Origin of the sequence: Bradyrhizobium brasilense, assembly GCF_029714345.1 — a bacterium.
Classification (GTDB): Bacteria; Pseudomonadota; Alphaproteobacteria; order Rhizobiales; family Xanthobacteraceae; genus Bradyrhizobium; species Bradyrhizobium australafricanum.
The window spans coordinates 5,637,007-5,657,154 of sequence record NZ_CP121669.1; the positions used below are offsets into that span (position 1 = coordinate 5,637,007).

The 20,148-nt window shown below is 64.4% G+C and carries 12 protein-coding genes; 4 read left to right on the plus strand and 8 right to left on the minus strand.

Going from position 1 to position 20,148, the window contains the following annotated elements; genetic code table 11:
- Window positions 1-3: 3 nt before the first annotated feature.
- Entirely contained in the window at window positions 4-1,254 is a 1,251-nt protein-coding gene (locus QA635_RS26645) for an HlyD family type I secretion periplasmic adaptor subunit (protein WP_018270880.1), read from the plus strand.
- Window positions 1,255-1,474: 220 nt separating this feature from the next.
- Complete coding sequence (locus tag QA635_RS26650) at window positions 1,475-2,488, plus strand: transglutaminase-like cysteine peptidase (protein ID WP_283062332.1); 1,014 nt, start codon at window positions 1,475-1,477, stop codon at window positions 2,486-2,488.
- A gap of 71 nt (window positions 2,489-2,559) precedes the next feature.
- Here QA635_RS26650 and QA635_RS26655 read toward each other — a convergent pair whose 3' ends face one another.
- A complete protein-coding gene (locus QA635_RS26655; RefSeq protein ID WP_283062333.1) occupies window positions 2,560-12,228 on the minus strand; it encodes a DUF5801 repeats-in-toxin domain-containing protein in 9,669 nt (3,222 codons plus the stop codon).
- A 174-nt stretch (window positions 12,229-12,402) separates the two neighbouring features.
- Between QA635_RS26655 and QA635_RS26660 the strand changes: the two genes are divergently transcribed.
- Window positions 12,403-12,906: a hypothetical protein gene (locus QA635_RS26660; protein WP_253609349.1), complete on the plus strand. Its 504-nt coding sequence runs from the start codon at window positions 12,403-12,405 to the stop codon at window positions 12,904-12,906.
- Window positions 12,907-12,949: 43 nt separating this feature from the next.
- On the opposite strand, the gene QA635_RS26665 is transcribed toward QA635_RS26660, so the two are convergent.
- A complete protein-coding gene (locus tag QA635_RS26665; RefSeq protein ID WP_283062334.1) occupies window positions 12,950-13,504 on the minus strand; it encodes a DUF3617 domain-containing protein in 555 nt (184 codons plus the stop codon).
- Between the two features lie 266 nt (window positions 13,505-13,770).
- The gene (locus QA635_RS26670) at window positions 13,771-14,367 is read right to left on the minus strand and encodes a DUF3617 family protein (RefSeq protein WP_283062335.1); all 597 of its coding nucleotides are present in this window, start codon (window positions 14,365-14,367) and stop codon (window positions 13,771-13,773) included.
- Window positions 14,368-14,692: 325 nt separating this feature from the next.
- Here QA635_RS26670 and QA635_RS26675 point away from each other — a divergent pair, with 325 nt between their 5' ends.
- Complete coding sequence (locus QA635_RS26675; RefSeq protein ID WP_016845748.1) at window positions 14,693-15,067, plus strand: hypothetical protein; 375 nt, start codon at window positions 14,693-14,695, stop codon at window positions 15,065-15,067.
- Window positions 15,068-15,129: 62 nt separating this feature from the next.
- Here QA635_RS26675 and QA635_RS26680 read toward each other — a convergent pair whose 3' ends face one another.
- The 5 genes from QA635_RS26680 to QA635_RS26700 form a co-directional block, all read right to left on the minus strand.
- Window positions 15,130-15,393, minus strand: a complete 264-nt coding sequence (locus QA635_RS26680) for a hypothetical protein (RefSeq protein WP_076826182.1) — start codon at window positions 15,391-15,393, stop codon at window positions 15,130-15,132.
- Window positions 15,394-15,491: 98 nt separating this feature from the next.
- Window positions 15,492-16,232: an SDR family NAD(P)-dependent oxidoreductase gene (locus QA635_RS26685; protein ID WP_283062336.1), complete on the minus strand. Its 741-nt coding sequence runs from the start codon at window positions 16,230-16,232 to the stop codon at window positions 15,492-15,494.
- A gap of 83 nt (window positions 16,233-16,315) precedes the next feature.
- Window positions 16,316-17,113 carry an SDR family oxidoreductase gene (locus tag QA635_RS26690; protein ID WP_283062337.1) on the minus strand — a complete coding sequence of 266 codons (798 nt, stop codon included), beginning with the start codon at window positions 17,111-17,113 and terminating at the stop codon, window positions 16,316-16,318.
- Window positions 17,113-18,501, minus strand: coding sequence for a transaminase (locus QA635_RS26695; RefSeq protein WP_283062338.1), 1,389 nt, complete (start codon window positions 18,499-18,501; stop codon window positions 17,113-17,115). The genes QA635_RS26690 and QA635_RS26695 overlap by 1 nt, the downstream gene beginning before the upstream one ends.
- A complete protein-coding gene (locus QA635_RS26700; RefSeq protein ID WP_283062339.1) occupies window positions 18,498-19,982 on the minus strand; it encodes an aldehyde dehydrogenase in 1,485 nt (494 codons plus the stop codon). Before QA635_RS26700 ends, QA635_RS26695 begins: the two co-directional genes overlap by 4 nt.
- Window positions 19,983-20,148: the final 166 nt, after the last annotated feature.

Below are 20,148 nucleotides of genomic sequence, written 5' to 3' on the forward strand. Positions count from 1 at the left end.
ATTATGGCGTCTTCCGATTTCACATTTGCAAATGATATCCGGTCCGCGGCGCTGCTGCGCACGCCGCGCACCTCCCGCATGCTGTTGTGGACGTCGTGCGCGCTGCTTGCGACGTTCTTGATCTGGGCTCATTTTGCCGTGCTGGACGAGGTCAAGCGCGGCAGCGGCCGCGTCGTGCCGTCGCGGCAGATGCAGGTGGTTCAATCGCTCGAAGGCGGCATCGTCGGCGACATCCTGATCCGGGAAGGCGACATCGTGCAGCAGGGCCAGTCCCTGATGCGGATCGATGATACGAAATTCGCTTCCGAGTTCGGCGAAATCCGCGAGCGCCGTGCGGCGATGGCGGCGCGGGTGGCCCGTCTCGACGCCGAGGCACGCGGCCGAGCCGAGATCACCTTCCCGGACGATCTCGACAAGATGGTTCCCGCCGCCGTCGCGACCGAGACCAGCGTGTTCAAGATGCGGGGTCAGAAGGTCGCGCAGGACATCGACGTCCTCAACCAGCAGGTCACTCGCCTCACCGGCTCCCTCAAGCTCCTCGAGCGCGAGCAGACCCTGACGCGCAGGCTGTATGAGCAGAAGGTCGTTCCCGAGATCGAGATGCTGCGACTTGATCGGCAGGCAACCGAGATGAAGGGACAGCTGGCCGAAGCTCAGTCGAAGATCGCGAACATCACCGCGTCGTTCCGTTCACAGGCCGACGAGGACCTGGCCAAATCGCGTGCCGACCTCGCCGTGCTCGACGAGAATATCAAGTCCGCCCAGGACCGGGTGCGCCGCACGGATCTGAAGGCGCCGGTCCACGGCATCGTCAACAAACTGAACATCAGCACCATCGGTGCCGTCGTGCAGCCGGGCGCCAACCTGATGGACATCGTGCCGCTGGACGACACGCTCTTGGTGGAGGGGCGGATTCGTCCCCAGGACATCGCGTTTATCCGTCCCGACCAGGACGCGGTGGTGAAGATCAGCGCCTATGATTCCTCGGTCTACGGATCGCTGAAGGGCAAGGTCGAACGCATCAGCGCCGACACCATCGTCGACGACAAGGCGGAAAAGACCGAACGCCAGGAGACCTTCTACCGGGTCATGGTGCGTACCGATAAGAACCATCTCGGCACCGAGCAGCATCCGCTGCCGATCATTCCGGGCATGGTGACCACGGTCGAGGTCCTGACCGGCGAGAAATCCGTGCTGGACTACATCGTGAAGCCCGCCCGCCTGCTGCGTGACGAGGCCCTGCGCGAACGCTGATCGGGACCACGGATTCCGTGGTTAACCGATCGTGACCTCGGTTCGTTCAATTTCGAACGAACCGGCAAACCCCGGATTGACCGCCTTTTCGACATTCGAGGCGGCGCCCCCCTCCACTTAACTCCGCTTAAGCGGCCAAGGCGCCAGTTTGCGTCCCGATAACAGCGGGGACGCAGATCGACGCACAGACGTTGACGGTCCCCGACATTGGGGACGTCATATGAAGTCGCTGAAGTTTGCTTCGTCGGCGGTCATGGCCGCGGCCGCACTGACAATCGGTCTTTGCGCAGCGCCTGCCGCGTTTGCCGCGGACGAGCTCTCTCTCGGAAAACCCGCCGGCGAGCTCGCGCCCGCAGCGGACGCCGCGTCGAACCGCCCGCCTGCCACCTTCTTCACCATCGCCGACGTCCTGGCCAAGCTCGACCAGCAGCGCGGCCGTGGTCCGAACGCCATCCGCACCGCCTCGCTCACGCCGCCAAATACCGCGACCGACGCGGTGCCCGCGGCAAAGCCGCTTCCGCCCGTCGGCGCCGAGCCGTTTGGCCTGTTCACCTTCCGCGCACCGGAAAACGGCCTGTGGCGCAAATGGCGCGGCCTCGAAACCGATCTCGCAAGGGAGCAGAGCGTTCTCGAGCAATGCCGCGAGAACGCGACCACCTGCCCGTCGCAGGCCGCGCAATTCCTTCGCCTGATCGGCGCGGTCAAGTCCAAATCCGCACGCGACCGGCTGGATGAGGCCAACCGCGCCGTCAACCAGGCGATCCGCTATGTCAGCGACTTCGCCCAGCACGGCGAGGCCGACCGCTGGACTGCGCCGCTCGCCACCTTCGCGACCGGCAAGGGCGACTGCGAGGACTATGCGATCGCAAAATACATCGCGCTCAGCGAAGCCGGCTTCCCGCGCGAGGATCTGCGCCTGGTGCTGGGTCGCGATCGCGCCATCCGCCAGGATCATGCCGTGCTGGCGGCGCGCCTGGACGGCCATTGGTTGATCCTGGACAGCCGCCGCTCCGAACTGATTGATGACGGCGAGCTCGGCAACTTCACACCGATGTTCGCGATCAACGACCGCGGCGTGCAGCTGTTTGCCGCCCCCTATGCCAAGCGCCTCCCGCTCGGCGACGAGTTCGACGCGGCGCCGGCGGCCGCCAATGCCGCGGAGACGGAATGGACGGGGGTGGAGTCGCTTGATGCAGCGAGCCCCCTCACCGGCTTTCTGCCCGTGTTGATGTGAAGGCGACAATTCAATCAATAAAAATCCGCGGAGAGGTCTCCGCGGATTTTCGATCTTGCTGCAAGCCTAGCCTAGAAAATATGAACATTCGTGGCCGCCGGCAAGCCGGTGCTCACATGTGCGAGGTCCACCTTGTCGGAGCCTGTACCATTTGCCGAGTACCAGAGCTCATGGGTCGTATTGTTGAAGAAGAACTTGTTCGTGCTTGCACTTTCGTTCCAGGCGCTGGCGTTGTTCTCGGTCCCGCCGGTGACTGCCGATGACGTGAACTGACCAGCCGTAAGGGCGTTTGAGGCGCCTGTCGGCAGGCTCAGACCGGCCACGTCGAGAAGGAGTGTATCACCGCTGTTGAAATCACTGATGATTTCGTGGCCGCTAAGATTGAGAACAAACTTGTCGTCCCCACCGTTGCCAGTGAGCGTCTCGTTGGTTGGTCCGGCGACAATGACATCATTGCCGGCCGTGCCCAGCAGGGTCGTGGTGCCATTGATGTTGATACTGATGGTGCTCGACGCAGTGTCGCCGTCACCGTCAATCGTCGACACGTTGAAGCTCAGATCCTCGGAGACGTTCGTGGTCGACGAAACTCCGACGCCAACCAGGTCGACCTTGCCGCTACCTGTCACGTCCGTGAACTGGACAGTGTAGAGCTGCAGGCCGGCCGGCGCTGTGGGCGTCGACCATTCGCTAGCGACCGTGGTGTGGGTGGAAGGATCGAAATCACCGGATACCGATGTGATGGAGGCGGCGTGCACTCCGTCCCAATAGGAGACGACGTAGTGAATGTCGTCGCCGGCTTTGTAACCGCTGAACGTGTAGTTCGCTACCGATTCGTGTGCTGGAGGATGGAACCCCGCGTTGCCGCCGGGGCTGGCGCTTGCGCCGTCCGTGAAGTCAAACAGCAGCTTTTCGTTGGGATCGAAGTTATTGTTGCCGACGCCCCAACCGTTGGTCGATCCGTTCACGCTGCCTTGAGCACCGCCGGAGGCCGTGCCCGAAATAACCGCCAGCTGATCGGTGCTCGAGGAAAGAATCTGCTCTTGCGAGGGTCCCGAGCCGAAGGCGGATGAACTGCCGACATTCTGGATCGTTGTCTCCGTGAATGGCTGAAGCAATGTGAACAGGTAGTGACCGGTTGTGTCATCCAGAGTCAGCGTGAAGATATTATTCGCTGCCGATGGGGCCGCACCGATATAGGCCGTCAAATTCTGTCCAAATGCGTCGATGGAATAGTGCACGGCCTGGCCATTGAACGTCAGGCCGGCCGGCGCCGTGTTTCCAGTCAAGGTGAAGTCATATGCGCCAAAACCATCGGCGCCGGAGAACACGGGTAGGTTACCTAGCACGGACATTCCCGCGTAATCGGCAATGATTCCATGCTCGATCGTGCCGAAACTCGGGCCGTCGTCGAGGAAGCTGATATGAGTGCTGATGTCGGCGGTGGCCGTCACATGATCGCCATCGGCGTCCGTCAACGTGACCGTTGCGCCGATCTTGCCGGCCGTCATCGTCAGCAGATCGTTCGAACTGGCGGTGCTGTTGTGGTGGAGCGAGAGATAGTCCGCCACATAGAGCTGACCGGTGATCGGATCGATGGCGATCGCGAACGCCGTTTGGCCCGTCAGGCTGGGGTTGGCGGCATCGTTGCCCACAGTACCGATGATCCGGCCGCTGGCATCCAGCGACAGCGCGATCCCTGTGCCATCCGTCAATGTCAGGCCTGACGCAGCGCTGAGGACGCTCAACGCATAGGTCGTAGACCCCGCGCCGTCAGAGCCGAAGCTGCCGCCGGCCACCGTCAGGATGCTGCTCGCGCCGGTCGAGGCAAAGCTGAGCGCACCGTTGTCAAGTGACGCTCCCGGCACATCGGTGTCGACGCCCTTGTTAGCAACCGTGCTGAACAGCGCGGCGACAGTGCTGGCGGCACCGTTGAACGTGATCGCAGTGGAGCCGAGCACATCGCTCGCGCCGCTGGTGGTCTGCACGCCGGGCGTCTCGTCCACGCCGATCGTAGCTGCACTGACCGTCGCTGTCGGCGCCGTCGGGCCGCTGTCCTGGATCGTGAACACGCCGGTGCCGAGGTCGAGCGGCGTCAACACGCTGTCGCCGTCGGCATCGACGATGGTCTGCACCACCTGCAGCAGGTTGGCGCTCGAGAGCGTCAGCGTCGCGGCATCGTCCGAATTGTTCGGATCGGAGTGCCAGATGTTGTTGACCTGGGTGAAGGTCACGATTCCGGTTGCGGGATCAATGGCGATCGTGAAGTAGGTCGTGCCGTTCGCCGAACCGGTGATCGTGTTGCCGGACTGGTTGAGCACGATTTGTGCGCCCTGTCCGATACCATCGCCGTCGCCGGCAGTCTTGTCGGTCGCATCGAGCGCATAGAGGCCGGAGGCCACGTTCGAGCCCGTCAGCTTCAGCGTGTAGGTCGTCGAACCAGCACCGTCGCTGCCATAGCTGCCGCCGGTGAAGTTGTCGGAGAAGTTCGCCGTCACGGAAACAAGCCCGTTCGGCGCCGTGCCGCCCGCGGTGTCGGTGCCAACAGGACGCGTCTCGTCCAGCACGAGTGTGTCGGTCGGGCCGGTCACCGTGCCGGCGGTCGGACCGCTGTCCTGGATCGTGAACACGCCGGTGCCGAGGTTCAGCGACGTCGAAACGCTGTCGCCGTCCGCATCGGTGATGGTCTGCACCACCTGCAGCAGATTGGCAGCCGACAGCGTCAGCGTCGCCGCATCGTCCGGGTTGGTCGGATCGGAGTGCCAGATATTGTTAAGCTGGGCGAAGGTCACGATGCCGGTCGAAGGATCGATCGTGATCGTGAAGTAGTTGGTGCCTCCGACCGAGCCGGTGATGGTGTTGCCGACCTGGTTCAGCAGAATCTGCGCGCCCTGTCCGATACCATCGCCGTCGCCGGCGGTCTTGTCGGTCGGATCGAGCGCATAGAGGCCGGAGGCCACGTTCGCACCGGTGAGCTTCAGCGTGTACGTCGTGCTGCCAGCACCGTCGCTGCCGTAGCCGCCACCGGTGAAGTTGTTGGAGAAGTCCGCCGTCACGCTGTCGAGCCCGGTCGGCGCTGTGCCGCCTGCGGTGTCGCTGCCGACGGGACGGGTCTCGTCCAGCACGAGGGTGTCTGTCGGACCGGTCACCGTGCCGGCGGTCGGGCCGCTGTCCTGGATCGTGAACACGCCGGTGCCGAGGTTGAGCGGCGTCGAGACGCGATCACCATCGGCGTCCGTGATGGTCTGCACCACCTGCAGCAACTCAGGACGCGTCAGCGTCAGCGTCGCCGCATCGTCCGGGTTGTTCGGATCGGAGTGCCAGATGTTGTTGATCTGGGTGAACGTCACGATCCCGGTCGTCTCATTGATCGTGATCGTGAAGTAGGTCGTGCCGTTCGCCGAGCCGGTGATGGTGTCACCGACCTGGTTGAGCACGATCTGCGTTGCCTGTCCAATGCCGTCGCCGTCACCGGCGGTCTTGTCGGTCGGATCGAGCGCATAGAGGCCGGAGGCCACGTTCGCACCGGTGAGCTTCAGCGTGTAGGTCGTCGACCCAGCACCATCGCTGCCGTAGCTGCCGGCGGTGAAGTTGTTGGAGAAGTCCGCCGTCACGGTGTCGAGCCCGGTCGGCGCCGTGCCGCCGGCCGTATCCGTTCCTGTGGGACGCGTCTCGTCCAGCACGAGGGTGTCGGTCGGGCCAGTCACCGTGCCGGCGGTCGGGCCGCTGTCCTGGATCGTGAACACACCGGTGCCCACGTTGATCGGCGTCGCAACGGTGTCGCCATCCGCATCGGTGATGGTCTGCACCACCTGAAGCAGGTTCGCGGCCGACAGGGTCAGCGTCGCGGCATCGTCCGGATTGGTCGGATCGGAATGCCAGATGTTGTTGACCTGGGTGAACGTCACGATCCCGGTCGTCTCATTGATCGTGATCGTGAAGTAGGTCGTGCCGTTCGCCGAACCGGTGATCGTGTCACCAACCTGGTTGAGCACGATCTGCGTACCCTGCCCGAAATGGGTCGGGTCGGTGTCGGTCGGATCCAGCGCATAGAGACCGGAGGCCACATTCACGCCGGTCAGCTTCAGCGTGTAGGCCGTGTTGCCCGGGCCGTCGCTGCCGTAGCTGCCGGCCGAGAAGTTGTTGGAGAAGTCCGCCGTGACGGTGTCGAGCCCGGTCGGCGCCGTGCCGCCGGCAGTATCCGTTCCTGTGGGACGGGTCTCGTCCAGCACCAAGGTGTCGGTCGGGCCGGTCACCGTGCCCGCGGTCGGACCGCTGTCCTGGATGGTGAACACACCGGTGCCGAGATCGAGCGGCGTCGACACGTGGTCGCCATCCGCATCGGTGATGGTCTGCACCACCTGCAGCAGGTTGGCCGCCGACAGCGTCAGCGTCGCGGCATCGTCCGGGTTGGTCGGATCGGAATGCCAGATGTTGTTGAGCTGGGTGAACGTGACGATGCCGGTCGTCTCGTCGATCGTGATCGTGAAGTAGTTGGTGCCGCCGGCCGAGCCGGTGATGGTGTCACCGACCTGGTTCAGCAGAATCTGCCCACCCTGCCCGAAATGGGTCGGGTCGGTATCGGTCGGATCCAGCGCATAGAGGCCGGAGGCGACGTTGGCGCCGGTGAGCTTCAGCGTGTAGGCCGTATTGCCCGCGCCGTCGCTGCCGTAATTGCCGCCGGTGAAGTTGTTGGAGAAGTCCGCCGTCACGGTGTCGAGCCCGGTCGGCGCCGAGCCGCCGGCAGTGTCGCTGCCGACAGGCCGCGTCTCGTCCAGCACGAGAGTATCGGTCGGGCCAGTCACCGTGCCCGCCGTCGGGCCGCTATCCTGGATCGTGAACACACCGGTGCCGACGTTGATCGGCGTCGCAACGCTGTCGCCATCCGCGTCGGTGATGGTCTGCACCACCTGCAGCAGATTGGCAGCCGACAGCGTCAGCGTCGCGGCATCATCCGGATTGGTCGGATCGGAATGCCAGATGTTGTTGAGCTGGGTGAAGGTGACGATGCCGGTCGTCTCATTGATCGTGATCGTGAAGTAGGTGGTCCCGCCGACCGAACCGGTGATCGTGTCACCGACCTGGTTGAGCACGATCTGTGCACCTTGGCCGAAGTGGGTCGGGTCGGTGTCGGTCGGATCGAGCGCATAGAGGCCGGAGGCCACGTTCACGCCGGTCAACTTCAGCGTATAGGCCGTGTTGCCCGGACCGTCGCTGCCGTAGCTGCCGGCCGAGAAGTTGTTCGAGAAGTCTGCCGTCACGGTGTCGAGGCCGGTCGGCGCCGTGCCGCCCGCCGTATCCGTGCCGACGGGACGGGTCTCGTCCAGAACCAACGTATCCGCCGCCGCGACCACCGTGCCCGCGGTCGGACCGCTATCCTGGATTGTGAACACACCGGAGCCGAGGTTGAGCGACGTCGTCACGCTGTCGCCGTCGGCATCGGTGATGGTCTGCACCAATTGCAGGATTTCCGGACGCGACAGCGTCAGCGTCGCGGCGTCATCCGGGTTGGTCGGATCGGAGTGCCAGATATTGTTGAGCTGGGTGAACGTCACGATCCCGGTCGAGGGATCGATAGCGATCGTGAAGTAATCGGTGCCGCCAGCCGAGCCGGTGATCGTGTTGCCGACCTGGTTCAGCAGAATCTGCGCACCCTGCCCGAAATGGGTCGGGTCGGTATCGGTCGGATCCAGCGCATAGAGGCCGGACGCCACGTTGGCGCCGGTGAGCTTCAGCGTGTAGGCCGAATTGCCCGGGCCATCGCTGCCATAGCTGCCGCCGGCGAAGCCGTTCGAGAAATCCGCCGTGACGCTGGCAAGGCCGGTCGGCGCCGTGCCTCCCGCGGTGTCGGTGCCGACAGGCCGCGTCTCGTCGAGCACGAGCGTGTCCGTTGCGCCGGACAGCGCGCTCGCCGTCGGGCCGCTGTCCTGGATCGTGAACACACCGGTGCCGAGATCGAGCGGCGTCGACACGTGGTCGCCATCCGCATCGGTGATGGTCTGCACCACCTGCAGCAGGTTGGCCGCCGACAGCGTCAGCGTCGCGGCATCGTCCGGATTGGTCGGATCGGAATGCCAGATGTTGTTGAGCTGGGTGAACGTGACGATCCCGGTCGTCTCATTGATCGTGATCGTGAAGTAGGTCGTGCCGTTCGCCGAACCGGTAATGGTGTCACCAACCTGGTTCAGCAGAATCTGCGCACCCTGCCCGAAATGGGTCGGGTCGGTGTCGGTCGGATCCAGCGCATAGAGGCCGGAGGCCACGTTGGCGCCGGTGAGCTTCAGCGTGTAGGCCGTGTTGCCTGCGCCGTCGCTGCCATAATTGCCGCCGGTGAAGTTGTTGGAGAAGTCCGCCGTCACGGTGTCGAGCCCGGTCGGCGCTGTGCCGCCTGCGGTGTCGCTGCCAACGGGACGGGTCTCGTCCAGCACGAGGGTGTCGGTCGGACCTGTCACCGTGCCCGCCGTCGGGCCGCTATCCTGGATCGTGAACACACCGGTGCCGACATCGAGCGGCGTCGACACGCTGTCGCCGTCCGCATCGGTGATGGTCTGCACCACCTGAAGCAGGTTCGCGCCCGACAGGGTCAGCGTCGCAGAATCGTCCGGATTGGTCGGATCGGAATGCCAGATGTTGTTGAGCTGGGTGAAGGTGACGATGCCGGTCGAGGGATCGATCGTGATCGTGAAGTAATTGGTGCCGCCGACCGAGCCGGTGATGGTGTCACCGGATTGGTTCAGCACGATCTGCGCACCTTGGCCGAAGTGGGTCGGGTCGGTGTCGGTCGGATCGAGCGCATAGAGACCGGAGGCCACATTCACGCCGGTCAGCTTCAGCGTGTAGGCCGTGTTGCCCGGGCCGTCGCTGCCGTAGCTGCCGGCCGAGAAGTTGTTGGAGAAGTCCGCCGTGACGGTGTCGAGGCCGGTCGGCGTGGCGCCGCCCGCAGTGTCGGTGCCGACAGGACGGGTTTCGTCCAGCACCAACGTATCCGCCGCCGCGATCACCGTGCCGGCGCTCGGGCCGCTGTCCTGGATCGTGAACACACCGGTGCCGACATCGAGCGGCGTCGTCACGCTGTCGCCGTCGGCATCGACGATGGTCTGCACCACCTGCAGCAGATTGGCGCCAGACAGCGTCAGCGTCGCGGCGTCATCCGGGTTGGTCGGATCGGAGTGCCAGATATTGTTGAGCTGGGTGAACGTCACGATCCCGGTCGAGGGATCGATCGTGATCGTGAAGTAATTGGTGCCGCCGGCCGAGCCGGTGATCGTGTTGCCGACCTGGTTCAGCAGAATCTGCGCACCCTGCCCGATGCCGTCGCCGTCGGCGGTGGTCGTATCGGTCGCATCAAGTGCGTAGAGACCGGACGCCACATTCGCGCCGGCGAGGTTCAGCGTGTAGGTCGTGTGGCCCGGGCCGTCGCTGCCATAGCTGCCGGGCGTGAAGTTGTTGGAGAAGTCTGCCGTCACGGAATCAAGGCCGGTCGGCGTCGTGCCGCCCGCGGTGTCGCTGCCGACAGGACGCGTTTCGTCCAGCACCAGGGTGTCGGTCGCGCCGGTCACCGTGCCCGCCGTCGGGCCGCTGTCCTGGATCGTGAACACACGGGTGCCGACATCGAGCGGCGTCGACACGCTGTCGCCGTCCGCGTCGGTGATGGTCTGCACCACCTGCAGCAGGCTGGGGCTCGACAGCGTCAGCGTTGCCGGATCGTCCGGATTCTTCGGATCAGAATGCCAGACGTTGTTCGACTGCGTGAAGGTGACGATCCCGGTCGACGGATCAATCGTGATGGTGAAATACGTCGTCCCGCCGGCCGAGCCGGTGATCGTGTTGCCGGACTGGTTGAGGACGATCTGCGCGCCCTGTCCGATGCCGTCGCCGTCAGCAGTGGTCGTGTCGGCCGGATCCAGCGCGTAGAGACCCGAGGCCACGTTCGAGCCGGTGAGCTTCAGCGTGTAGGCCGTATGGCCGGGTCCGTCGCTGCCGTAGCTGCCGGACGTGAAGTCGTGGGAGAAGTCCGCCGTCACGCTGGCAAGCCCGCTCGGCGCAAAGCCGCCCGGCGTGTCGCTGCCAACCGGGCGCGACTCGTCCAGCACCAGCGTTTCCGCCGGCCCTTCCTTCTCGATCACCGTGCCGGCCGTCGGACCGCTGTCCTGAATGGTGAACACGCCGCCACCGAGGTTGATCGGCGTTGTCACGCTGTCGCCGTCCGCGTCAGTGATGGTCTGCACCACCTGCAGCAGGCTGGCGCTGGAGAGGGTCAACGTCGCCGCGTCATCCGGGTTGGTCGGATCGGCATGCCAGATGTTGTTGACCTGGGTGAAGGTCACGATCCCGGTCGTCTCGTTGATCGTGATCGTGAAGTAGGTCGTGCCGTTGGCCGAGCCGGTGATGGTGTCACCGGACTGGTTCAGCACGATCTGCGCACCCTGCCCGAAATGGGCCGGGTTGGTGTCGGTCGGATCCAGCGCATAGAGGCCCGAGGCCACGTTCGTGCCGGTGAGATGCAGCGTGTAGGCAGTGCTGCCGGCACCGTCGGCGCCGTAGCTGCCGCCGGTGAAATTGTTGGAGAAGTCCGCCGTCACGCTGGCGAGGCCGGTCGGCGTCGTGCCGCCCGCGGTGTCGCTGCCGACAGGGCGCGTTTCGTCCAGCACCAGCGTGTCGGTCGCGCCAGTCACCGTGCCCGCCACCGGACCATCGTCAAGGATCGTCAGATGCGAGCCGACATCGACGCTCGCGCTTGCCGACTGATTGTTGTTGTCAGTCACGGTGGCGGTCAGCGTGATCAGACCCGATGCCAGCGTGATCCCTTCATTGAAGTTGCCCGGTGTTGCCTCATGAACCGCGCGCAGATCAGTCAGCGTCACATGACCCGCGGTGTCAACCGAGACCGTGAGGACCAGATCGCCACTGATCGCCGTGCGCCCTTCCACGACGCCGGCCGCGTTGACCGTCAGCACAACGTGCTGACCGGTCGCCGAATCGATCAGACCGGAATCTTCGTTCGGGGTCGTGACCGACAGCGCATAGGTCAGCGACTGCTGGCCGCCCGGTACCGTGACGTTGAACGACACCTGCACAGACGCGACCGTTGCCCCTGCGGGTCCGAGCCCCGAACCGGCGACACCATGGTTGGTGGCCGCGGTCAGGAAGCTCTCGTCGACAATCAGCGCCGACAGCGGGTTGCCGGAAATGGTCGGAGGCGGAGCAATGCCCAGCACGAAGCCGGTCGGCGGCACAGGGGTCACGAGGTTCGGCAACTCTTCCTGCGGCGCCAACACGTTGGTCGGCACAGGAGCTAACGGATCAATCGCGAACGGACTGAAATTCGCGCCGCTCGCCTGCGCGTTGCCGTTCGAGTTGCCGCCATTGTCGGCCGCCGGCAACACGGAGGCGTCCGTGCTGATCGGAAAAAGGGTCGCGAATTCCTGAACCGAGACCTCGCGTCCCGGCGCCATCTCGATCGTGACATTCTTCAGTCCATCCGCACGGGAGTCGAAGAACGGCTCAACCGTGACGGTCGACTGGTTGTCGAACAGGATGATCAGCTTTTCGCCGACGTGAACCAGCGTGATCTTTTCATTGGCGATCGACGAAAAGTCGACCTTCACCTTCTGGTCGTATCCAAGATTGACGACCACCGCCTGATCGGTCAGCGGCTTGGTCAGCTTGTAAATTCGTACGGGAGCCGAATTGGTGGAATTGCCGGTGCCGGTTGCCTGAGCGACCTGAAACGAACCCTGCATTATCAACTCCGCAAAATGCGATTAGAGGAAAAGTTGTAGAAAAATTTAGTTTTAGGCTATTGTTAACCCTCCCCGCGGTCAAGAAATGTATTTGGTTAATCAATGCTTTCCGTGGAAGTGTGGTAAAGATCGGACAGGTCGAAGCTGAAAGAACAACGGCTTAGCCGGATTAACTTGGCCAAAGGCAGTATTTCCCCGGCCCCGTTCGTCCTTCCCGGCGATTTGGAGCAGCAGTCGATGCGGGTGATTCTTCAGGCGTGTGCCGCTGTCCTGATTTGGGGATGTTTCGGCGCGGCGGCCGCGCAAGCCCCTGCACAACCTGTCCCGCAGGAGACCACGGTGGAGCGCCAGGTTCGCGCCCTGGCCAACCGGGACACCCAGATTGGCCTCTACCTCAACGTGTTACCTGATTGCACGTCGGGGCCGCTGCCGACTATCCGCCTGGTCACTGCGCCGGCTGCCGGAAAGGTTGTGGTGAAGTCGGCGAAGGCGAAGGCCACCAATTACAAGGCCTGCCTGGCGCTCGAGGTGCCGGCCTATGTCGCCTTCTACAAGGCGCCGCCGGAATTTCTCGGCGATGACGCCCTGACCATCGAAGTCAAGTACCAGGGCGGTCGAACCGAAATTCAGAAGATCACCGTCAAGGTGAGTGCACCAGGCGGGCAGCAGAAGATCTGATGGTGTTACGGACGACCTGAGGCCCGCGCGCCGACCAATCGCCTTACAGCGGCTCGCCCTCGGCTTCGTCCTGCTGCAACGACACCTCGCTCGGTGCGGAGGCCGGCTGGCTGAGCGAAGCTCTATCCTCGTGGCAATCGCTGATTCGGCGGGCAACCACCCGGTCGGTCCGCGGCGCCTGACCAACATTGGTCTTGTTGACCTCGGTATAGGCCTCGTCGCTGAGAACCGTGATGACGGTGCTGACCGGCCCGAGATAGTCGCAGCGGTTGGAGAAGACGTATTTGTTGTTGATCTTCTCCGGTCGCGAAGAGTGGCAATTTCCAACGGACGGAGATGAGAAGGTCGCCTTCATCGCCTGGGTTGGATCGACACAGCGCGTCATTTCGCGCTCGAGCAGCGTTTGCCGGACGTTCGAGGACGTGGCGATTTCCAGCGTCCGCACGAAGCGCCACATTCCCTTTCGGAAGGTCGGCCCGCTGAATCCTTCCTCCGCCATGGCGCTCGGGGAGGCGAGCACGAACACGGAAAGCGCGGCCACGACGCCAAGCGCGGATGCGAAGATCTTCGACGGGGCGAAGCCCTCACGCGATGTCATTTATTGAATCCCTAACCGGCCGATTGACGCGGATCGCGTGACTTCGCTTGAAGCACGTCCAACCTCACATCATTCAGGAGCATTTCGTGTTAAGACCCCGTAAATGCTTAGCCTTTGCCCGAAACTCTCACGAGCTCTTGCGCCAAACACGGTGAATGCCCGGTTGCTTCAGGCCGGGGCAGCTTCGGCGCGAAGGAAGCGCAGCGTCTGCGCCGTTGGGGACGAATGGACGCCTCGTCCGCCGCCACCCGCCGTCTGATTACCAACTAGTGCTGCAAAGCCGCCGCAGCGGACTTGTCAGTCTTGGCCTCAGACTTGGCCTCAATCTTGGCCTCAATCTTGGCCGCACTACCGTCGTCGCAGTCGCCGATCCTTGTCGCGACGACCGTGTCGGTCCGGGGATGCTCTCCGGTGCTGATCTCGTTCAGCTCGGTATAGGCCTCGTCGCTGCGCACGGTGATGACGGTGCTGACCGTCCCCATGTAATCGCAGCGGTGCCCGAAGGTGTATTGATTACCGACCTTCTCCGGCTTGTCCGAGACGCAGCTTCCGATCGATCCCGAGGCAAAGGTCGCCTTCATGGCGTGGGTCGGGTCGACGCAGCGCGTCGTCTCCGCGTTGACCACCCGATACTTGAAGTTCTTGTTGGCGGTCCTGACCACATCGAGCGTTCGCACGAAGCGCCACAGACCTTTGCGGAAGCTCGGGCCAGAAAAGGCTTGATCGCCCTGAACCGGCGCTGCCGCAGCTGCCCGGCCGTTCGCCGGTTGAGGAGCCTGAGTCTGCGCATGAGCTGCCAGCGCAGGCAATGAGACAATCATCAGGGTCAGCAGCGAACGTGCAATGCCACCACGGAAGTCCATTCCCACCCCCGATGTTCGTCCAAATGCGTTCGTGATGCGATCCGGTCAGCTCATTGAAGCAATCTCCGGAACACGACTCAATACATCACACCACTTGCAGGCCAATTGTGGCCGGTAAAGGTGCATTAACGCTACCGGGCAGCTCGCAGCCGAATTCAGACCCACTGCAGCAAACTTGCAACACCTGACACGCCATTCGCATTGACGCCAGCCGATCTCCCCGCACCGCACTGGGCAGAGGTTTGACCTCCGAAGTTTTTTTTGCTCATTTAGCGCGAGATATTTTCCTCAATTGCTTAGCCTATCGCTGGACGAGGGGGCACTGATGCGTATTCGGTTTGGCTACACGGTCGCAGGCATTTTGGCGTTGGGTGCAACGCTGTTCGGCAACTCCGGGCCGGCGGCGGCAGCAGACCTTGGCCTGGTCACAAAAGCACCGGTCGGCACCTGCACCGAGATCGTCTTCACCTGCGAGAACGGCCATCAATATCCGCTGTGCCCGCGCGCTGTGTCGGTCGAGGGCGAAGTGGTCACGGCCTCCCTGCTCACCGGCCGTGGCGGCATCCATGTGCGGCACGTTCCGATGGGCGTCGGCTATCGCTATGCGGGCCGCGGCGTCTGGCTGGACGGCTTCCGGGAAAACGCGCTGCTCAACTTCGGCAAGCGCCACCAGGTGGCGTGCACCATCGCGCATTCATGAGTGCGCGCTCTGCGTCGCTGCAATGGGCGTGACGCAGAGCACCTCAAGCTGCCGAACTCTCCTCACCCCTTGGTGCGGAGCACGACGCGCGACGAGCGCGAGAACATATATGCCTTCGGATTGACGTAGACCGGGCAGTAGTCCTGCCACTGGTACAGCTGCCAATTCCATTTCCAGCAGCCCGATACGATCTGGGGCTCTTGCACGTAGTCCAGCCGGTACGGCGGATCGCCAAACGGATAGTAGTCGCCGCATCGCGCCGCCGTCGAAGACAGAACGACGATTGAAGCGGCCGCGGCAATGATAACAGAAAATGACTTGTTCATAACGCCCCTCGATCGAATGACGTGACCGCGCCAGAGTGCCAAATCCGCCGGTCGTTATCAAGGTGGCGGCCGCCTGCCCGGAGACGTCAACCGGCCGTCTACACCGCGCGATTCTGCGTCGGCGCGCGGCCGCCGCCATCGGCGACCAGCACTGCGCCGGTCACGAAGGACGCCTCGTCGGAGGCCAGGAACAGACAGCACGCGGCGATCTCGGCGGGCTCGGCCATCCGTCCCAGGGCGATGCGTCGTTCGACGCCGAGAATCTCGGCATCGACGGTGGTGCCATTCTGGTCCGCGAGCAGCTGCATTTCATGGGCGCTCATCGGCGTCCGCACCCAGCCCGGCGCCACCGCATTGGCGCGGATGCCGTCGGCGCCGTGCGCGTAGGCCAGCGAGCGCGTATAGGCGACGACGGCCGCCTTGCTGGCGGCGTAGCTTGCGCTGTCCGGGCTGGCATTGAACGCGGCAACCGAGGCGACGTTCACGATCGCTCCGCCGCGCTGCCGGAGCAGCGGCAGCGATGCCCGGCAGACCCGCATGGTCCCCGTGAGGTTGACATCGAGCGTCCTGGCCCAGACCTCGTCGGAGACACTGGCGGGCTGATCCGGCACGATCAGGCCTGCGGCGTTGACCACGATGTCGAGCCACGCCCCGCAGGCGGCGACGGCGTTGGCAATGTCCTCCGGACGCGTGACGTCGCCATGGACCGCCTGCCCTCCGCACTCCGCCGCGGCGGTCTGGAGCTCTGCCTCACCGAGCCCGAACAGCACGACGCGCGCGCCGCTCAACGCCAGCAGCGCCGCCGTCGCCCGGCCGATCCCCGTGGCTGCGCCGGTCACCAGCGCCGTCCTTCCGTCGAGCCGCGGCATCAGGGCATGATCCGGAAAGGTGGAAACCGGTTTTCCGAGAAGATCATGCTCATCTAGACTCCCCATTGCCGTTCGACGGCGAATCCGGTCTCCGGCAGCGTTGAGCCGCCGTCGACGACGATGGTCTGCCCGGTGACGTATTTGGCCTCGGTGGAGGCGAGATAGAGCATCGCGCAGGCGATGTCGTCGGCGCCGCCCATGTGCCCCATCGGAATGAAGCGCTCGAGCTTCGCCTTGTTCTCCGGCGCGCTCATGGTGCCGCGGCCCGGCTTTTCGATGAAGCCGGCCTCGACGCCGTTGACCGTGATGCCGTCGCGCGCGAGCTCGAAGGCGGCACCGCGGATGAATGCGTTGACGCCGGCTTTCGCCGCCGAGTAATGCGCGCCGCCGCCCATCGCGACACGCGCGGAGACCGAGGACGTCACGAGGATGCGCCCGAACCTGACGGCACGCATGTGCGGAATTGCGGCCTGCGCGAGCCAGATGCTGGCGTTGAGGTTCAGCGCCAGCGTATCCTCGAGCTTCGCTTCATCAAGCTCTTCAAGCGATGACCACGGACAGCCGCCGGCATTGTGCACGACGATATCGAGCCGGCCATATTGAGCAGCGACGCGATCGACCATCGCGCGCAAGCTACCGCGGTCCAGGCGGTCGAACGGAACGCAATGCGCCGCACGTCCATCGGCCACGAGTTCGCGCGCCAGCGCCTCGGCCACATCAAGCGTCCGGTTGGCGATCACCACGGTCGCACCGGCCTCTACGAGCCGTCTCACGATGGCGGCGCCGATCCCTCTGCCGCCGCCGGTGACGATGGCGATGCGCCCGCCAAGATTGAACGGAGGCGCCTGCATCAGATCGCTCCCGCGCCGCGCAGCACGTCGATGAACTGCGCCAACACCGCCGTGTGCTTGTCGACGTCGCGCGCGGACGTCGCCGGACACATCAGCAGCATGGTGTGGAACGGGGTCACCAGAATGCCCTCGTTGATGTAGAAGGCATGCAGCAGGGTCTCGAGATCAGGTTGCCGGCCAGCAATCACGTCGGCGCCGCGGCGTGGCGGCTGCGGCATGAACATGATCTCGGCGCGCGCGCCGATCTGCGTGACGTGCCAGGACAGACCAGCCGCCGCGACCAGGCGGCGCGCTTCCTGCGCGAGCCAGGTCGCGGTTCCGATCATCCGCTCGTAATTCGCAGAGGTCAGCACCTTCTCCAGCACCGCGCGCATGGTCGCGACCGTCAGCGCGTTGCCGGCAAGCGTGCCGCCGAATCCAAGATGCGCCGACTGCCGCTCGCGCGGATTGACGTGGGGGACGAGTTTCCAGAGCCGCTCGGCGATCTCCTGGCTGAGACCGAACACACCGGCGGGGATGCCGCCCGCGATCGCCTTGCCCGCAACGAAAATGTCGGGCTTGAGCCCATGGCTCTCCGTATAGCCGCCCGGCCCGCAGGAGAGCGTGTGGGTCTCGTCGATGATGAGGACGGAGCCGGCGCGGCGCGTCAGCTCCCGCAACGCATGGTGAAAACCAGGATCGACCGGGATCATGCCGAAATTCGTCATCAGCGGCTCGGTCAGCACGCAGGCGACGTCGCCATGCGCAAGCGCCGCCTCGAGGCCCGCGACATCGTTGAACTCGACGACCCGGCTCACCGCATCATGATCGAGGCCGTTGGGATGGATCATGTTGCGCAGGCCGACCCGGCCGTCGCGGATCTCGACATGCGCTTCCTCGACGCCGCCATGATAGCAGCCGGAGAACACCAGCACCTTGCGCCGGCCGGTGATCATGCGCGAGATGCGGATCGCGGCACGGTTGGCGTCGGTCGCCGACGTCGTCAGCGTCCAGTATTTCGGGCCGAAGCGCCGCGACAGCTCGGCGCCGACCCAAAGGCTGTCTTCCGTCGGCAGCATCATGGTCGCGCCACGCCTGAGCTGAGCGAGCGCAGCCTCGGTCACCGCCTCGGGCGCGTGGCCGCACATGCCGCCGGTGTCCCCAAGGCAGAAATCGATGTAGTCGCGGCCATCGATGTCCCTGATATGCGCGCCCTGCGCCTCCTCGGCATAGACAGGGAAGCCGCCGGCCCAGCGCCGCATCCAGTGCGACGGGCCGCCGTAAAGATAGTGCCGCCTTCCCTCCTGCCACGCCGCGGCCGAGCGCGGATGCAGCGCGCGAAAGCGCTCCTGCTCGGCATCGAGCAATCGGTTCAGAACGCCGGCGCGTTCGGCAGCCAAAGATGTCATAGCGCGATCCAGGCGGTCTTGAGGTCGGTATAGGCGTCGAGGGCGTGCAGCGACTTGTCGCGTCCGAAGCCGGATTGCTTGAAGCCGCCGAGCGGCACCGTGATGTCGGCGCCGCCATAGGCGTTAACGTGCACGACGCCGGCCTTGATGGCGCGCACCATACGATGCGCCGTCGACAGACTTGCGGTCCACACCGCCGACGCAAGTCCATAGGGGGTCGCATTGGCGAGCGCTGTGGCATCTTCCTCGCCCTCGAACCGCGTCACTGCCAGCACCGGGCCGAACACCTCATCGCGCCAGACCTGCATCGACGGCGTCACTTCGGTGAGGATCGTAGGCACCATGAAGTTGCCGCCGCTCTCGGCGCGGATTTGCTCGCCGCCGATCAGCCGCGTCGCGCCCTGCGCTTCCGCGCGGGCAACGGCATCCAGGTTCTTGCGCAACTGCGCCTTGCTCGCGATGGCGCCGATATCCGAGGTCAGTTCGAGGGGATCACCGACCCTTAGTTTTGTGGTGGCGTCGAGCAGCTCGGCCATGAAGCGATCATAGATCGAGGACTGCACCAAGAGCCGCGATCCGGCCACGCAGACCTGGCCGGAGTTTCGGAAGATGCCGTTCGCCGAGACCTTGGCCGCATGCTTGATATCGGGCCCATCGGCGAACACGATGTTGGGCGACTTGCCGCCAAGCTCGAGATGGACGCGCTTCAGGTTCGACCGCGCCGAGCATTCCAGGAGACGCCGGCCCACCGCACCCGAGCCGGTGAATGCAAGCACATCGACATCCATGTGCAGCGCGAGCGCTTCGCCGGCCGTTGCGCCGCGGCCGGTGACGACGTTGAGCACGCCGTCCGGCAACCCCGCCTCGGTCGCGAGTTCGGCAAGCCGCAACAGCGTCAGCGACGCCAGCTCCGGCGGCTTGACCACGACCGAATTTCCGGCGGCGAGCGCCGGGCCGATCTTCCATGCTCCGATCATCAGCGGGAAATTCCAGGGCACGATCACGCCGACGACACCAAGCGGCTCGCGATGCACGAGCCCGAGCACATCGCCTGAGGTCGGCGCGATCTCGCCATAGACCTTGTCGATCGCCTCGGCGTAGTAACGGATGGTGCCGGCGGCCGAGAGCGGTTCGGCCTTGTAGGCCATGCTGATCTCGGTGCCGTTGTCGCGCACACCGAGCACCGCAATCTCGAGCGCGTGCCGCTCGATGAGGTCGGCAAACCGCAACAGCACCTTCTTGCGCTGCGCCGGCGCCGCGCGCGACCAGCCGCCCTGCTCGAAGGCCTGCCGCGCATGTCTCACCGCGGCGTCGACATCGGCCACGTCGCCGTCAGCTATGCTGGTCAATACCTTGCCGTCGATCGGCGACACGACATCAAGCCGTGCCTCGCTGATCGCCGGTGTCGGCCGGCCGCCGATGAAGAGCTGCTGGGCCGGAATGACGGCCACGCGTAGTCGATCGATCTGGGCTTGCTGCATGCGAGATAATTGTGACGATAACAAAAGCGGCTTCCGAGCAAGACCGCTGGCACGCGCAATCCTCGCCAAATCAAGGCTTTGGCAGCAATCAACCGATAGGTGGATGTCACGGCAAGGCGCGCCCCCATAGCGTGATCGCACGATGGCCGAGCGCTCCGCCTGCGTT

Coding starts and splice junctions, on each gene's coding strand:
- QA635_RS26680 (WP_076826182.1), bottom strand. CDS start 15,393: ATGAACAAGTCATTTTCTGTTATCATTGCCGCGGCCGCTTCAATCGTC.
- QA635_RS26675 (WP_016845748.1), top strand. CDS start 14,693: ATGCGTATTCGGTTTGGCTACACGGTCGCAGGCATTTTGGCGTTGGGT.
- QA635_RS26700 (WP_283062339.1), bottom strand. CDS start 19,982: ATGCAGCAAGCCCAGATCGATCGACTACGCGTGGCCGTCATTCCGGCC.
- QA635_RS26645 (WP_018270880.1), top strand. CDS start 4: ATGGCGTCTTCCGATTTCACATTTGCAAATGATATCCGGTCCGCGGCG.
- QA635_RS26650 (WP_283062332.1), top strand. CDS start 1,475: ATGAAGTCGCTGAAGTTTGCTTCGTCGGCGGTCATGGCCGCGGCCGCA.
- QA635_RS26665 (WP_283062334.1), bottom strand. CDS start 13,504: ATGACATCGCGTGAGGGCTTCGCCCCGTCGAAGATCTTCGCATCCGCG.
- QA635_RS26670 (WP_283062335.1), bottom strand. CDS start 14,367: ATGGACTTCCGTGGTGGCATTGCACGTTCGCTGCTGACCCTGATGATT.
- QA635_RS26690 (WP_283062337.1), bottom strand. CDS start 17,113: ATGCAGGCGCCTCCGTTCAATCTTGGCGGGCGCATCGCCATCGTCACC.
- QA635_RS26695 (WP_283062338.1), bottom strand. CDS start 18,501: ATGACATCTTTGGCTGCCGAACGCGCCGGCGTTCTGAACCGATTGCTC.
- QA635_RS26655 (WP_283062333.1), bottom strand. CDS start 12,228: ATGCAGGGTTCGTTTCAGGTCGCTCAGGCAACCGGCACCGGCAATTCC.